General features: G+C 48.7%; 11 protein-coding genes. 7 read left to right on the forward strand and 4 right to left on the reverse strand.

Annotation, left to right across the window (positions count from 1 at the left end; genetic code table 11):
- Positions 1-6 precede the first annotated feature (6 nt).
- Genes H3001_RS09540 through H3001_RS09550 form a run of 3 tightly spaced genes read left to right on the forward strand, consistent with a single transcriptional unit; the run spans position 7 to position 6,552 of the window.
- On the forward strand, positions 7-4,560 hold the full coding sequence (locus H3001_RS09540; RefSeq protein ID WP_246368542.1) for a translocation/assembly module TamB: 4,554 nt from the start codon (positions 7-9) through the stop codon (positions 4,558-4,560).
- A 52-nt stretch (positions 4,561-4,612) separates the two neighbouring features.
- Positions 4,613-5,641: an agmatine deiminase family protein gene (locus H3001_RS09545; protein WP_178244335.1), complete on the forward strand. Its 1,029-nt coding sequence runs from the start codon at positions 4,613-4,615 to the stop codon at positions 5,639-5,641.
- A 23-nt stretch (positions 5,642-5,664) separates the two neighbouring features.
- Positions 5,665-6,552: a carbon-nitrogen hydrolase gene (locus H3001_RS09550; protein WP_178244334.1), complete on the forward strand. Its 888-nt coding sequence runs from the start codon at positions 5,665-5,667 to the stop codon at positions 6,550-6,552.
- Positions 6,553-6,816: 264 nt separating this feature from the next.
- Here the strand turns inward: H3001_RS09550 and guaA are convergent, their stop codons facing one another.
- A complete protein-coding gene (gene guaA, locus H3001_RS09555; RefSeq protein ID WP_181214788.1) occupies positions 6,817-8,340 on the reverse strand; it encodes a glutamine-hydrolyzing GMP synthase in 1,524 nt (507 codons plus the stop codon).
- 208 nt (positions 8,341-8,548) lie between these two features.
- On the opposite strand from guaA, the gene H3001_RS09560 reads away from it, so the two are divergent.
- The 4 genes from H3001_RS09560 (at position 8,549) to H3001_RS09575 (ending at position 13,693) form a co-directional block, all read left to right on the forward strand.
- Positions 8,549-9,349, forward strand: coding sequence for a UDP-2,3-diacylglucosamine diphosphatase (locus H3001_RS09560; RefSeq protein ID WP_181214789.1), 801 nt, complete (start codon positions 8,549-8,551; stop codon positions 9,347-9,349).
- The gene (locus H3001_RS09565; RefSeq protein WP_181214790.1) at positions 9,346-10,464 is read left to right on the forward strand and encodes a glycosyltransferase family protein; all 1,119 of its coding nucleotides are present in this window, start codon (positions 9,346-9,348) and stop codon (positions 10,462-10,464) included. The genes H3001_RS09560 and H3001_RS09565 overlap by 4 nt, the downstream gene beginning before the upstream one ends.
- Positions 10,465-10,568: 104 nt before the next feature.
- Positions 10,569-12,629, forward strand: coding sequence for an RNA degradosome polyphosphate kinase (locus tag H3001_RS09570; RefSeq protein ID WP_219915859.1), 2,061 nt, complete (start codon positions 10,569-10,571; stop codon positions 12,627-12,629).
- A gap of 122 nt (positions 12,630-12,751) precedes the next feature.
- Entirely contained in the window at positions 12,752-13,693 is a 942-nt protein-coding gene (locus H3001_RS09575) for a Ppx/GppA phosphatase family protein (protein ID WP_246368543.1), read from the forward strand.
- Between the two features lie 211 nt (positions 13,694-13,904).
- Here H3001_RS09575 and H3001_RS09580 read toward each other — a convergent pair whose 3' ends face one another.
- The 3 genes from H3001_RS09580 to H3001_RS09590 all read right to left on the reverse strand — a co-directional run bounded on the left by H3001_RS09580 (position 13,905) and on the right by H3001_RS09590 (position 15,884).
- Entirely contained in the window at positions 13,905-14,903 is a 999-nt protein-coding gene (locus H3001_RS09580; protein ID WP_181214791.1) for a quinone-dependent dihydroorotate dehydrogenase, read from the reverse strand.
- A gap of 87 nt (positions 14,904-14,990) precedes the next feature.
- Entirely contained in the window at positions 14,991-15,140 is a 150-nt protein-coding gene (locus tag H3001_RS09585) for a hypothetical protein (RefSeq protein ID WP_181214792.1), read from the reverse strand.
- Between the two features lie 51 nt (positions 15,141-15,191).
- Complete coding sequence (locus H3001_RS09590; protein ID WP_317170763.1) at positions 15,192-15,884, reverse strand: outer membrane beta-barrel protein; 693 nt, start codon at positions 15,882-15,884, stop codon at positions 15,192-15,194.
- Positions 15,885-15,996 lie beyond the last annotated feature (112 nt).

Below are 15,996 nucleotides of genomic sequence, written 5' to 3' on the forward strand. Positions count from 1 at the left end.
TTCGACATGACTACAGCAATGAGCAAAAGTACTCCTATCAAACATATCGTACGGACCCTTATCATCACCCTGCTGGTGTGCTACTTCGGCATCATCGCTTTTCTGAATTTACCGTATGTTCAGAGGCAGTTGTCGGTGATTGTATCACGGGAGCTGGGGGAACTCATACACACGGAGGTGAGTGTGGGAAACATTGATCTGGGACTGCTGAACCGGATTATCATACAGAATGTGCATGTCAATGACCAGAAGGGAAAGGACTTGCTGAAGATTTCCCGTCTGTCGGCGAAATTTGACATTCCGGAACTGCTGCATGGCAGGATCCGGATTCACAGCGTGCAGTTGTTCGGACTGAATGCACGGCTGACACGGAACTCGCTGCAGGAGCAGACAAACTTCCAGTTTATTCTGGATGCCTTCGCTCCTAAGAAGGAAAAGACTTCGAAGGTGCCGCTGGACCTGCGTATCAACTCGGTACTGATACGACGGGGGGAGATTAATTATGACGTGTGGTCGGAACCGGAGACTCCGCAGAAATTCAATGCGAACCACATCGGTATTCAGGGACTTTCGGCAACCTTGTCGCTGAAGGCGCTGACGAATGACTCGCTGAATGTGCAGGTGAAGCGTATGAGTTTCGGAGAACAGAGCGGATTCAAGGTGAAGCGACTGGCGATGAAGGTGACCGGAAACCGGAAGGCGTTTCATGCAAACCAGGTGGAACTGGGACTGCCGGAGACGACACTGGTGATTGATACGCTGTCGGCACGGTACGATCAGTTTCCGAACCTGATTGCCCTGCAGCCGAAGGTGGAGTACATGACCCGACTGCATGCGCACATTGTGCCGCGTGACTTGAAGGCTTTTGTTCCGGCACTGGAGAATTTCCAGGAGGCCATCAACCTGAAGGTCGAGTTGAGAGGTAAAGGAGATTTCGTGGAATGCAGCCGACTGCATGTAAGCAACGAGGAGCAGTCGATTGTGGTGGAGGCCCGGGGATCGGCAGCACAATGGAACCAAAAGGAGAATGCGGTGCTGCAGGGGGATATCCTGCAGCTGAAGGCTACTCAGCAGGGAAATGCCTGGCTGATGCATAACCTGACGGGAAAAGAGGAGATGCCGGGTATCCTGGAACGGCTGGGCAATGTGTTTTTCAAGGGCAGCCTGTCGGGAGAATTGAGCCGGCTGAATACGCAGGGCACGCTGACTACGGCGGCGGGAACGGTGAATGCGAACATCACCATGCATGCCGACACTCTCCTGAAGCATCGCTCGTATTCGGGTAAGGTCAGCAGCGGAGAACTGGACATGGGTGTCCTGCTGGGACAGGAGCAGACCTGGGGAAAGACGGCATTTGACATCGAGCTGCAGGGATTCAGATACAGTGGCGCGCAAACGATGTCGTACGTAAAAGGAACGATTTATTCGCTGACATACAAGCAGTACGAATACAAGAATATCACACTGAACGGACATTATCAGCCGGGAGGATTCAACGGACAGATTGCGCTGGATGACCCGAACGGAAACATAAATATCAACGGAAGTTTTGCGACTCGTCAAGAGGTCCCAGAATATAATCTGACAGCCAGCATCAGGCATCTGCGGCCGCATGCGCTGGGGTTGTCATCGAGGTTTCAGGATGCTGACTTCTCGGTGGATGTGGCGGCTAATTTCCACGGTCATTCGATTGATGACATCCAGGGGAAAATCGGTATCAGGAACCTGTTGGTTCTCTCGTCGGTGGCAGAGGAGAATTTTTCGATGGACCATTTCGACATTGTGGCGGAAAACTTGTCGGCCGACCAGCAGCAGAAGCAGATTCGCATCCGCTCTCCGTTTATCAACGGACAGATTACGGGTAACTATTCTTACCGGACGGTGCCGACAAGCATGCTGAAGGTGGCACAGAAATATGTTCCGTCACTGGTGGACAAGGGACGGAAGCTGCCGGAGACGAAGAATAATTTCGAATTCGAACTGAAGGTGGAACAGAGCCGGCTGTACGAGGGTATTTTAGGTATTCCCCTGTCGCTGAACATGCCTGCCAGTGTGACGGGTTCTGTCAATGACATGGAGAACAAGATACAGCTCAGGGCGTATCTGCCGGAGTTTGTGTATGGTGGGGATTATTTTGAATCGGGTGTATTGCTTTGTGACAATACGGATGAGAAGGCACTGAAGACGCAGGTGAGAATCAACAAGCGGCTGAAGAAGGGGGCTATGCTGAACCTGGCGGCACAGGCGTATGTAAAGGGAGATACCCTGCACTCTACCGTAAACTGGGGCAATAATACGGATGCGACGTTCAGCGGAAAAGTGCAAACGACGACCATCTTCAAGTCGACGGAGAAAAAGGGAAAACTGGCTGCGGATATCATTATTCATCCGGGGGAAGTCATCCTGAATGACGTGCCCTGGAGGGTACATCCGGCCCGGATTGAGACGCGTCCGCACGGGATAAGAATACGTAATTTCCTGTTCGAGCACGAAGACCAGTACGTAAAGGCGAACGGTGTGATCGGCAAGGAGAAGGAGGATTCGTGCCTGGTGGATCTGAGCAATATCAACCTGCAGTATGTAATGGACCTGATTCAGTTCCATGCGGTGGATTTTGAAGGAATGGCCAGCGGAAAGGCGGTCTTGAAGCATGTAATGGAGGATCCGGAACTGCTGGCAGAACTGGATGTCGAGAATTTCAAGTTGAACGGTGCCTTGCTGGGAAAGGCGGATATCATCGGAAAATGGGATAATAAACTGGGAGGTATCCGGCTGGATGCCGACATTCATGAGAATGAGAATTATTTCACCAGGGTGAACGGATATATTTCTCCGAAGATGAAGGGGCTGGACCTGAATATTCAGGCTGGTGGCACGAACCTGGCTTTTCTGAAGCGTTTTGTCGATAATATCTTCGGGGATATTCAAGGCAGGGCTTTCGGTAATGTCCGGCTGTTCGGTCCTTTTGCAGCCCTCGACCTGGAGGGAAAGGCAAAGGCGGAGGCAAGTATAAAGGTAAGTATCCTGAATACGTATTTTCATGCGCAGACCGACTCGGTATTGATTGAGCCGGGGCACTTTGCCTTTCGTTCGGTCCGCATGTCCGACAATGAGGGACACAGCGGATGGTGTAACGGCAACTTGAATCATACGAAATTAAAGAATCTGAGTTATAACTTCCGTTTCCAGACGAACAATATGCTGGTATATCATACGGAAAAGGAGACGCCGGAGTTTCCTTTTTACGGAAAAATCTATACGACCGGACAGGTGCATCTGAATGGAGGCAACAATGCGTTGAACGTGGACGGAACCATGAGAACCGATCCGCAAACGACATTTACTTATGTGACTTCGACGGCGGCGGAAGCGACCAGCAACCAGTTTATTACTTTCGTCGATAAAACGCCTAGAAGGAAGCAGGAAGAGGTGGATACGGAGGTGTATCATTATATGAACCGCTTTGAGACGGAAGAAGAGGATGAGGGGCCGGAAACGGATATCCATATCAACCTGCAGATTGATGCGACGCCTACGGCGACCATGAGGATTGTCATGGACCCGGCAGCTGGCGACAATATATCGGCAAAAGGAAGTGGAAACCTGAGAATCAATTTCTATAATAAGGGAGATTTCCAGATTTTCGGTAATTATAACATTGAAGAGGGTATCTACAAGATGAGTATGCAGAATGTGATCCGTAAGGATTTCACCTTGCAACCGGGAGGTAGTGTTTCTTTCAATGGGGACCCGAAAAAGGCGAACCTGAATGTGCAGGCGGTGTATACGGTGAACTCGGCTTCGCTGAACGACCTGATACCGGATGCTGCATCCAACAAGAGCAATGTGAAGGTCAACTGCTTGCTGAACCTGAAGGGAAATCTGACGGCACCGGCACTGAGTTTCGACCTGGAGCTGCCGACGGTAAGCGACGAAGACAGGGAACTGGTCAAGAGTCTGACGAATACGGAGGAACAGATGAATACGCAGATTATCTACCTGCTGGGTATCGGAAAGTTCTATACGTACGATTATGCCAATAACGCCAACCAGTCGGATGCTACCAGTTCACTGGCGTTCAGTACCCTGTCGGGACAGTTGAACAACATTCTCTCGCAGGTAATCGACAGCCAGAACTGGAACTTCGGTACGAACCTCAGTACGGGAGACAAGGGATGGACGGACGTAGAAGCGGAAGCTATCCTGTCGGGAAGGTTGCTGAACAACCGGCTGATCATCAACGGTAATTTCGGCTACCGGGATAATCCGATGAGAAACACGAACTTCATCGGAGACTTCGAGGCGATTTGGCTGCTGACCAAGAACGGCGAGTTCCGGCTGAGGGGGTATAACCAGACCAACGACAGGTATTTCACCAAGTCGACCTTGACCACGCAGGGCATCGGTCTGATTTACAAGAAGGATTTTACCAACTGGCGGGAACTGATCGACTGGCTGATGCTGAAGAACCGAAGGAACCGGAAAAGAAGCAGCAAGGAGGAGAAAAGTGCATTGCCTGCTGGAGAAGCCATCCTCAATGAAGAGGGAGAAAAGGAATAAGTATAAACAGACAGTATTCAATTAATCATATCAATTTTCTATATAAATAAAAATGGATAGCAAAAACTATTTTTTACCTGCCGAATGGCATCCGCAGAGTTTTATACAACTGACATGGCCGCATCAGGGTACGGACTGGAGCTATATGCTTGATGAAGTGGAAGAGTGTTTTCTGAATCTGGCACGGGAAATAGCTTCCAGACAGCCGCTGTTGCTGGTGGCTCCGGAGTTTCCGAAGGCACTGGAAAACTTTGAGTTCAAGGAGAATGTGTTCTATGTGGAATGTCCGACCAATGACACCTGGGCCCGGGACCATGGTTTCATTTCATTGCTCAACGAACAGGAGGAGGTCAGACTCGTGGATTTCTGCTTCAACGGATGGGGTATGAAGTTTGCCGCATGCAAGGACAACCTGATCAACTCACAGTTGGTAAAGGGTTCACTGCTCAACGGTACTTATCAGAATTGCAGAAACTTTGTACTGGAAGGTGGTTCGATAGAAAGCGACGGTGAAGGTACGCTGCTGACTACGTCACTGTGTCTGCTCGCTCCCAACCGCAACGATACCCTCGACAAGCAGGAGATAGAAGATTACCTGAAAAAGAGCTTTAATCTGAAGCAGGTCTTGTGGCTGGATCATGGATACCTGGCCGGCGATGATACGGACAGTCATATCGATACGCTGGCACGTTTGTGTCCCGACCATACCATCTGTTACGTACAATGTACGGATACGGAGGATGAACACTATATGGAACTGAAAAAGATGGAAGAGCAGCTCAAGGAGTTCCGCACCCTGGACAACGAACCTTTCCGCTTGCTGGGACTTCCCATGCCGGAAGCCATCTTTGATGAGGATGGAGAAAGACTTCCCGCCACTTATGCCAACTTCCTCATCATGAACGATGCCGTATTATATCCGACGTATGACCAGCCGGAGAATGACCGCAAGGCAGCGTGTGTACTGCAGGAGGCATTCCCGGGAAAAGAAATCGTAGGTGTCGACTGCAGGGCATTGATCAAACAGCATGGCTCATTGCACTGTGTCACCATGCAGTATCCCCGAACCGCAAAGAAATAAAAAACCATATAAACAAAACGAATATGAAAAGAGTTATCCGTGTAGGTATTGTACAGCAATCATGTACAAACGACCTGAAACTTAACCTGGAGAAAATTCACCGCAACATTGCTTCAGTCGTACAGGCCGGAGCCAATCTGGTGGTGTTACAGGAATTGCATAATACGCCTTATTTCTGCCAGACAGAGGATACATCGCTGTTTGATCTGGCCGAACCGATTCCGGGCCCGTCAACCGGTTTCTTCAGTGAAATCGCTGCGGCTTACCACATCGTACTGGTGACTTCTCTGTTCGAACGGCGTGCTCCCGGATTGTATCATAACACGGCTGTAGTATTTGACAGCGACGGAAGCATCGCCGGCAAATACCGTAAGATGCATATTCCGGATGATCCGGCTTATTATGAGAAGTTCTATTTCACACCGGGAGACCTCGGATTCGAACCTATCCAGACTTCAATCGGTAAGCTGGGAGTGCAGGTATGCTGGGACCAGTGGTATCCGGAAGGAGCGCGACTGATGGCGCTCAAGGGGGCAGAACTCCTTATCTACCCTACTGCCATCGGATGGGAAAGTACGGATACACAGGATGAGAAAATGCGCCAGCTTGGAGCGTGGGTGACTGTACAGCGCGGACATGCCGTTGCCAACGGATTGCCTGTCATTGCCGTAAACCGTGTAGGTCACGAGCCCGATCCGTCCAGACAGACAAACGGTATCCAGTTCTGGGGCAACAGTTTTGTAGCAGGACCGCAAGGAGAAATCATCGCACAGGCCAGCAACATGAAAGAAGAAAATCTGGTAGTGGAAATCGATATGAACCGCAGCGAGAACGTCCGCAGATGGTGGCCCTTCCTGCGCGACCGCCGCATTGATGAGTTTGGCAACCTGACCAAAAGATTTATTGATTAAAAGATAGAATTCCGATTGGAAAGACAGTTCAGAATGCCTTTCCCGGAAAAAGTATCCCCGCTGCAACCCTCTCCTGCCGTCACTCCCTGAACTGGGTATCGGAAACGGCACATCATCCGGAGACAGAGTCAATACTCTTTGCAGCGGGGATTACCATATCCCGACTCCGGCTATTCATTCACATCTTTTTTCCTGCAGAGACAAAAAAAGAGGCCATGTCCACAGACACAGCCTCTCCTAAAATATACTTAAACAAGGAATTCTTTATTCCCACTCGATTGTGGCAGGTGGTTTTGAAGAGATGTCATAGCATACTCGGTTAACCCCCTTCACCTTGTTGATGATGTCGTTGGAAACCTTCGCCATAAAGTCATAAGGCAAGTGAGCCCAGTCGGCAGTCATCGCATCGGTACTTGTTACGGCACGCAGTGCAACTGCACGTTCATAAGTACGTTCGTCACCCATTACACCTACGCTCTGTACCGGCAGCAGAATCACACCTGCCTGCCATACCTGGTCATACAATCCCCAGTCGCGCAGACCCTGGATGAAGATATCGTCGGCATCCTGAAGGATACGTACCTTTTCACGTGTGATATCACCCAAAATACGAACAGCCAAGCCCGGACCCGGGAACGGATGACGGGTAATCAGATGTTCCGGCATACCCAGCGCACGTCCTACGTTACGGACTTCATCCTTGAAAAGGAGACGCAAAGGTTCGCACAGTTTCAGGTTCATCTTTTCCGGCAAACCACCCACATTGTGGTGACTCTTGATTACCGTACCTGTGATAGAAAGTGATTCGATGCAGTCAGGATAGATTGTTCCCTGAGCCAGCCATTTCACATCCTGTATCTTGTGAGCTTCTGCATCAAATACATCGATGAAGCCCTTACCGATAATCTTACGCTTGCGTTCCGGTTCTGTAACGCCTTCCAGTTCCTTGAAGAACTTTTCACTGGCATCCACGCCGATTACGTTCAGGCCCAGGCATTCATAGTCATGCAGCACGTTCTTGAACTCATTCTTACGCAGCATACCATGATCTACGAAGATACAAGTCAGATTCTTGCCGATAGCCTTGTTCAGCAGTACAGCCGCAACCGATGAGTCTACACCACCGCTCAATCCGAGTACCACCTTGTCATTGCCCAGCTGTGCTTTCAGTTCGGCAACCGTTGATTCGATAAAACTGTCGGCACTCCAGTCCTGCTTTCCGCCACAGATATCCACTACGAAGTTTTTCAGCAGCAAGGCTCCGTCTTCACTGTGGAACACTTCCGGATGGAACTGCACACCCCACAGCTTTTCATTCTTTGCCTGATAAGCCGCAATACTTACCTTGTCGGTAGAAGCGATGATCTCGAAGTTTTCCGGAATCGCAGTAATGGTATCACCGTGACTCATCCATACCTGAGAGTTTTCACGCACACCCTTCAAGAGAGGATTCTGATGATCAAATTTGGTCAGATGCGCACGGCCATACTCACGTGTATTTGCCGGTTCTACCTTACCTCCATTGATATACGACATGAACTGGGCACCATAACAGATACCTAAAATCGGATATTTACCCCGGATATCAGTCAAGTCTACCTTGAAAGCCTTCTCGTCATACACTGAGAAAGGACTTCCCGATAGGATGACACCAATCACAGAAGGATCATTGTGTGGAAACTTGTTGTAGGGTACAATCTCGCAATACATATTCAATTCACGTACACGGCGACCAATCAGCTGCGTGGTCTGTGAACCGAAGTCGAGAATAATAATTTTTTCCTGCATATTATGTATTCTGTAAAAATATAGATTCTATACTGGTGCAAATATACTGATAATTTTTCAGTATACAAAGAGCGGACCCACGAATACGGCAATATGAAGCACAGATAAAGCCTCCTCCCGGAAAATGTTTCATATAAGTAACACTTTGTTCACTACATTGTAACACTCATTCTCTTACTTTGTGGTGCGATTAAAGAAAGGATTTTATATGGAACTAAGACCACATTACCGGACAATTGTATTGTCAGACATTCATCTGGGTACCACACACTCAAAAGTAGATGAAGTAAGTGATTTTCTCAGTACAGTCAACTGCGACCGTCTGATTCTGAATGGAGACATCATCGACGGATGGCACCTGCGGAAATCCGGTATCAAGAAATGGAAGCCTCAGCATACCCGTTTTTTCAAGATCATCATGAAGATGATGGAAAACTGCGGAACTGAAATCATCTATGTCCGGGGGAACCACGACGACTTTCTCGACAGCCTCGTGTCGCTTCAGTTTGCCAACATACGCATCGTCAAGGATTATGTACTGGAAAGCAACGGAAAGCATTATTTCGTCACTCACGGTGACGTATTCGACAAAGTGACTACCGAGATGAAGTGGCTGGCCCAGCTAGGCGATGTGGGATATACGCTGCTGCTGTGGCTGAACGGCATGTACAACCGGTATTGTGCGAAGCGCGGCAAGCCCTACTACTCATTGTCACAGGCCATCAAGCAGAAAGTAAAGTCTGCCGTATCCTATATCTCCGACTTTGAGAATGTGCTGGTCGATTTTGCCCGCAAGCACGAATGCGACGGAGTCATCTGCGGCCACATCCACCATCCGGAAGACAAGATGATCAACGGCATTCATTACCTCAACTCAGGCGACTGGGTAGAAACCCTTTCGGCCCTGACCGAAGACGAGAACGGCACATGGAAAGTAATGAACTACACCGACATCAGTGAAGTAATCACCTACAATCAAAAAATGACCCTCATATCTGCAGCATCATGAAATTTTTATTTATCGTACAAGGAGAAGGAAGAGGACATCTGACACAGGCCATCACCCTGGAAAAGGCATTGATCCGAAGCGGACACGAAGTAGTAGAGGTGCTCGTCGGAAAGAGTGAGTCACGGCGCCTGCCCGGCTTTTTCATCCGCTGTATCCATGCCCCCATCAAAGAATTCATAAGTCCCAACTTCCTGCCCTCTCCCAGTACCAAACGGGTGAATATTCCAGGAAGTGTCCTTTACAACCTGCACCGGGTTCCGGAATACATGCGCAGCATCAAATACATCAACGAACGCATCCGAAAGACGCAGGCCGACATCGTGGTCAACTTTTACGAACTGCTGACCGGGCTGACCTACTTTTTCTATGCGCCTCCTGTGCCGCAGGCATGCATCGGACACCAGTACCTTTTCTTGCACAAAGACTTCAAACTGCCTCATAAAAAGCAGGCAGACCTCTTCCTGCTCAACCTGTTTACCCGCCTCACCGCCATCGGTGCCTGCAGACACCTGGCCCTCTCCTTCCGCAGCATGAAAGACGACAAGCGGCAGAAGATACGGGTTGTCCCTCCCCTGCTGCGGAGAAGTATTTTCCAGCAGGAACCCAAGGAAGGAGACTACATCCACGGATACATGGTCAACTCCGGATTCTCGGAATATGTACTCAAATGGCACAAAGCCAATCCCGCCACTCCTCTTCGTTTCTTCTGGGACAGATGGGACGAACCGGAAGTAAAGAAAATAGACGAAACCCTGTCGTTCTACCAGCTGGACGACACCGAATTTCTGAAACAGATGGCCGGATGCAAGGCCTATGCCAGTACCGCAGGATTTGAGTCAGTCTGCGAAGCCATGTACCTGGGCAAACCCCTCATGATGGTCCCGGCACACATCGAACAGGAATGCAATGCCTACGATGCCATGCAGAGCGGAGCCGGTATCAGCGACGACAGTTTCAACCTGGACAGACTGCTGCAGTTTGCCGAGACCTACCGTCCGGACCCCGACTTCAGGAACTGGGCCGAATCTGCCGAGAGCATCATCGTAAACGAACTGGAAAGTCTGGTTCCCGATCATTATGTTTCGAACATGTACCTGGTAGAAGAATTTGTGTGAGTCTTTTTTTCTATTATCCAACATTTTGCTTATTTTTGTATATACAATATAAATCATTACTATTCAACTAACATTATCAATTCTTTATATATATAAAGACTATTATGGCTCAGAAGAAAAACGATTACCCTTATCTGGAAAGAGATATCAGCTGGATGTATTTCAACAGACGCATACTGCAGGAGGCAACGCGTCCGCACGTCCCTTTGCTGGAACGTCTTACTTTTTTAGGTATTTATTCGAACAACCTGGATGAGTTTTTCCGTGTCCGCGTAGCCACCCAGAACCGCATCGCAGAATGCATCGACAAGTCGGCAGCCCGCGACAAGGAGAAAGCCCAGAAAATGATCAAAAAAATCGGCCGTCTGAACTCCAAGTACGCACAGGAGTATGAGCAGACTGTCAACAACGTCATTGCGGAACTTGAAAAGGAAAATATCTTCATCGTCAATGACCAGAACGTGACACCTGAGCAACTGGCATTTATCCAGTCGTACTATCGCAAGAAACTGAACGGGTTCATTGTTCCCATCTGGTTTTCGGCCGTAAAGACACTCGATTCTGAGACAGATGAAAACATTTACCTGGCAGTCAAATTGCAGCGTACGGCTCCCCGTGCGGCAACCGACTATGCTTTTCTGGAACTTCCGGTAAGCATCTGCGGCCGTTTCATACAATTGCCCGACAATGACGGAAAGAGCTACCTGATGTACCTCGACGATGTGGTACGATGCTGTCTTCCGCTGGTATTTGAAGGACTCGAATTCACTACATTCGAAGCCTACGCCTTCAAGTTTACCCGCGATGCGGAAATGGAAATCGACAATGACCTCCGGGCAGGTACCCTTCAGAAAATTGCCAAGGGAGTCAAGAGCCGTAAACGGGGAGAGCCTCTCCGCGTCATTTACGACAGTGCCATGCCTAAAGACCTCATGAAAAAAGTGCTGAAAAAGCTGGACCTCGATACCCTCGACACCATATTGGGCGGTGGCCGCTACCAGAACCACAAGGACTTCATGACCTTCCCCGATTGTGGAAGAAAAGACTTGAAATATCCGGAGTGGACTCCGATTCTGAAAAAAGAGCTGGACGGCCCCAAGAGCCTGCTGGGTAAAATCCAGGACAAAGACCGCTTCATCCACGTTCCCTACCATCACTTCGATTCGCTCATCCGCGTCCTGCAGGAGGCTGCCGTAAGCAAGCAGGTAGAAAGCATCAAGATCACGCTTTACCGCCTGGCCAAGGAATCCAAGGTTGTCAAAGCCCTTATCGGAGCAGCCCGCAACGGCAAGAAAGTGACCGTAGTCATCGAACTGCTGGCCCGTTTCGACGAGGCATCCAATATCAACTGGTCAAAGAAGATGCAGGATGCAGGCATCAAGGTGATTTTCGGAGTAGAAGGCCTGAAAGTACATTCCAAGATCATCCACATCGGAATGAAAAACAGTCCGGACATTGCCTGTATCAGTACCGGTAATTTCCACGAAGGAAACGCCCGGATGTATACCGACTGTGTCATGATGACGGCGGCCAAACGCATTGTCAACGATGTGAATGCCGTATTCAGTTTCATTGAACGTCCATACATGCCTGTCCGGTTCAAGGAGCTCCTGGTTTCTCCGAACGAGATGAAAAACAAGTTCGTCTCATTGATCAATACGGAAATCAAGAACCGGAAAGCCGGAAAGCCCGCCTACATCAAGATCAAGATCAATCACATCACCGACCCTGTCATGGTAGAGAAATTGTACGAAGCCTCACAGGCCGGAGTTGAAATCGACCTCCTTGTAAGAGGCAACTGCTCGCTGGTAACCGGCATCCCCGGCGTAAGCATCAACATCCGCATCACCGGAATCATCGACCGCTACCTGGAGCACGCACGCATATTCATATTTGCGGCCGGAGGAGAAGAAAAGATATTCATGGGGTCGGCCGACTGGATGCCGCGTAACCTGGACAACCGCGTAGAGGTAGTCACTCCGGTCTACGACCCGGCCCTCAAGGGTGAGCTGAAAAGGATTGTCGATTTCGGCCTCAAGGATACCTTGCAGGGACGCATCGTAGACGGCTTCGGCGAAAACGGATTTACCGAACTGGGCCCCGAAGAACGTCCTTTCCGTTCTCAGGAAGAATTATACCACAGCTATCTGGCTGAAAACAAATAACATTTAACTTGAGTTTTTTTCAATCTTGCTTGCCGTATTTCCGTGAGGATTTGTACGGCAAGCTTTATTGCATTTATACCGCCAACAGAAAAACACATAAATAACAATTAATTGATCACGCCATGGACAAAGAAATGGAATTCAAGACAAAAGGAGTGAACTATGCCGCCATAGACATCGGTTCCAATGCTGTCCGCCTGCTCATCAAGCACTTGGAAGAGAATCAGAAAGGAGAAGTCAAATTCTCCAAGGTACTGTTACTGCGTGTTCCCCTGCGGCTGGGCTTCGATGTTTTCTCAAAGAACAAGATTTCCAGCAAACGGGCGAAGAACATGCTCCGGCTGATGAAATCCTACAGCTACCTGATGAAAATCTACGATGTAAAGGATTATCGTGCGTGTGCGACTTCCGCCATGCGGGATTCTAAGAACGGACCGGAAATCATCAAGCGCATAGCCAAGGAAACTGGCATCCTGATCGAGATTATCGACGGTCAGGAAGAAGCAAAGATTGTGTACAACAACCACGTAGAGTCGATGGAAGACCGTAAGGGCAATTACATGTATGTCGACGTAGGAGGAGGCAGTACGGAAATCAACCTGCTTTCCAACGGACAGCTCGTCTGCAGCCGCTCGTACAACATCGGAACCGTACGTATCCTGAACAATGCGGTCAAACCCGAGGAATGGGAAAGACTGAAGGGAGATATGAACGAACTGGCACAGTCGTACCCCAACACGAACATCATCGGTTCGGGTGGAAACATCAACAAACTGTACCGGATGTCGGAAAAGAAAGACAAAAAGAACCAACGCTTTACCGTTGCTTCCCTGCAACAGCTCCACAATGACCTGAAACAGTATTCGGTAGCAGAGCGTATGGAAAAATTCAACCTCAAGCCCGACCGTGCCGACGTCATCGTTCCGGCAGGTGACATTTTCCTTACCATTGCAGAAATCATTCATGCCACGTATATCTACGTTCCGGTTATCGGACTTGCCGACGGTGTGATTGACGGAATTTACCTGCGCAACAAATGGAAGGCACTTGCCAACGAAGACTGATACTCGGTGAAAAAATCAGCTGTCGACAGCACAGCACGAGGAAACAATATAGCGGATGAGAGCAGCATTTCAGCCCTCATCCGCTACATATTCTCAGTAACCGGAAGCATGAATCTTCTTTATCAAAAGTAATCCAAGTGTCACATCACCTTCCAGCAACCGGAGGTATCTGACTACCCCCGTTTTTTAGCCCATTGCCGGCTCTGGAGAATCAGACCTCACTGCAGGCCTTGGCCATCTGCTTCACGATGTAAGGACCTTCATAAATGAATGCAGAGTAAATCTGTACCAGATGTGCTCCCGCTTTCAGCATCGCTTGTGCATCCGAAGAAGTGATAACACCACCGGCACCGATTATCAGCATGTCTTCAGGAGCATGCTCAGACAGGTGTTTTACCATTCGCATGGATTTCTGCAGCACCGGTAATCCGCTGATGCCTCCTGCACCAATGGCCGTTATCTCGGCTTGGGCAGAACGGGTAAGCAAGGAACGGTCCTGAGTAGGGCCACATGCAATAAATCCGTCGATATGGTGTTCACCGGCAAAACGGATCACATCGTCTACTTTCTCAAGAGGAAGGTCTGCCGGCAGTTTCAGGAAGACCGGCTTATTGTTTTCCTGCCTATATGCCCACAAAGCCGCAAGTGCCGGTCCCAATATCTCCGGAGCAATGCTTCCCCAGTTAATCGTATAATAATCCGCATAAGCCCCAAACGTACGATACAAATCCAGCAAGTCTGTCATTGCCTGCTCTGCATCATCCGGACGATTGGTATTGATATTGATACCCAGAATATATTTCCCGGACTGTTTTCTTTTCAGGTTGTGCAAGAATACGGCTTTCCCCGGATTATTAAATCCGGTCCTTGAAACAAGAGCCTGATCCTTGGGCAAACGGAAGATGCGCGGGCCCGGATTTCCCTTTACCTCCTTGGGCGTTACGGTACCCACCTCGATAAAGCCAAAACCCAGATCACTGAGTTCATCCAAACAGTTGGCAGCTTTATCAAAACCGGCCGACAGTCCGACACGATTCTTAAAAGTGAGATTTCGCCATTTCCATCCGGCAGTTCCGGCATGACATGACGATCTGACAATCTTTCTTACAGGAGTGAGATGACGATAGCACTGAAGTGACTGAACGATTTTGTTGTGAATGTCCTCCGCATCAATATGGAAGAGTAAAGGACGAAAGATTGATTTATACATAAGCTGTTCAATTGATTTCCGTATGCAAATGTATAATATATTATTGAGAGGATTTCATAAAAAAAAGTTATCACCTATTACACCTAGTCATGAAGAATCTGCCTGATTCAGGAAGGCCACATTCACCATCGGCATCACAACATTCTCCGAGTCTATGATAGTTCCTTTAATCAAATGCTGACTGTAAACGGGCAGCAGCATCAAACTGCCCGCAATACCTGAAAATAGTTTCCTCATGGGTTAAATTCACACAAAAACATTCATTCAAAAAGTGTAATCAGGAGCGTTTTACCTTCCAAAACGAGAAGCATCCACTTCCTTCTTTTCCTTACTGATACTTCCTCCAAACCGATAAACGAATTTCACTGAAACCGTACGACTGTATTGTCCCATATTCAAGTCGACGTACTGCCCCGCATGGCGGTTTCTTACCTTCATGCGCATAGTATCAAACAGATCCGAACAGTTCAAGCTCAGACTAGCCTTATCCTTCAGGAAATTCCACTGTGCCCCTACATTGACCGTAAAGACAGGCCTCGTATCACTGATACCGGAAATCATGCTTGAACGGTACATTGCATCCAGGTCAAAACCTAGAGTTGAACCTACAGAGAAATGATTCTGCATGCCCAGCATACAGGCCCATTTCTTGCGGTCGAAAGGAATATCCCAGAAGTTGTCACAACGGTTACGGTCATTGACCACCGTAGCATTCATCTGTGAAGACAGCCACCCGCCGATACTGAACGGAATGTTGGCGCTCATACCGAAAGATTGGTAATAATTCCAGTTCTGCGTGCGGTATATAAGTGCCAGACGGTCTTTTGCCTGATACATATCCATCGTGAAATAATCGCTGGTGCGCTCATAGAACAGCGACAGCATATACTGCTGCAAAAAAAGATAATTGGCATTGACACTGTATACGTTGGCCGGGCGCAGCCCCTCGATGGTCCGAATCTCTTCGTAAGCATTGTATATTAATTAAACGTTGTACTTTTGTATAAAGTTTCAACATCAAAGTGTGGAATAAGACCGACGTAAGCTTAGTCATTTAGATTGTTTCGAATGTTCAGCCCCCACACTTTTACAT

Source organism: Phocaeicola faecicola (assembly GCF_013618865.1).
GTDB classification, from domain to species: Bacteria; Bacteroidota; Bacteroidia; order Bacteroidales; family Bacteroidaceae; genus Phocaeicola; species Phocaeicola faecicola.

What these genes read in the sequence shown, in the direction of transcription:
- H3001_RS09575 (WP_246368543.1), top strand. Translation starts at nt 12,752, where the DNA reads ATGGACAAAGAAATGGAATTCAAGACAAAAGGAGTGAACTATGCCGCC.
- H3001_RS09540 (WP_246368542.1), top strand. Translation starts at nt 7, where the DNA reads ATGACTACAGCAATGAGCAAAAGTACTCCTATCAAACATATCGTACGG.
- guaA (WP_181214788.1), bottom strand. Translation starts at nt 8,340, where the DNA reads ATGCAGGAAAAAATTATTATTCTCGACTTCGGTTCACAGACCACGCAG.
- H3001_RS09580 (WP_181214791.1), bottom strand. Translation starts at nt 14,903, where the DNA reads ATGTATAAATCAATCTTTCGTCCTTTACTCTTCCATATTGATGCGGAG.
- H3001_RS09565 (WP_181214790.1), top strand. Translation starts at nt 9,346, where the DNA reads ATGAAATTTTTATTTATCGTACAAGGAGAAGGAAGAGGACATCTGACA.
- H3001_RS09560 (WP_181214789.1), top strand. Translation starts at nt 8,549, where the DNA reads ATGGAACTAAGACCACATTACCGGACAATTGTATTGTCAGACATTCAT.
- H3001_RS09570 (WP_219915859.1), top strand. Translation starts at nt 10,569, where the DNA reads ATGGCTCAGAAGAAAAACGATTACCCTTATCTGGAAAGAGATATCAGC.
- H3001_RS09550 (WP_178244334.1), top strand. Translation starts at nt 5,665, where the DNA reads ATGAAAAGAGTTATCCGTGTAGGTATTGTACAGCAATCATGTACAAAC.
- H3001_RS09545 (WP_178244335.1), top strand. Translation starts at nt 4,613, where the DNA reads ATGGATAGCAAAAACTATTTTTTACCTGCCGAATGGCATCCGCAGAGT.
- H3001_RS09585 (WP_181214792.1), bottom strand. Translation starts at nt 15,140, where the DNA reads ATGAGGAAACTATTTTCAGGTATTGCGGGCAGTTTGATGCTGCTGCCC.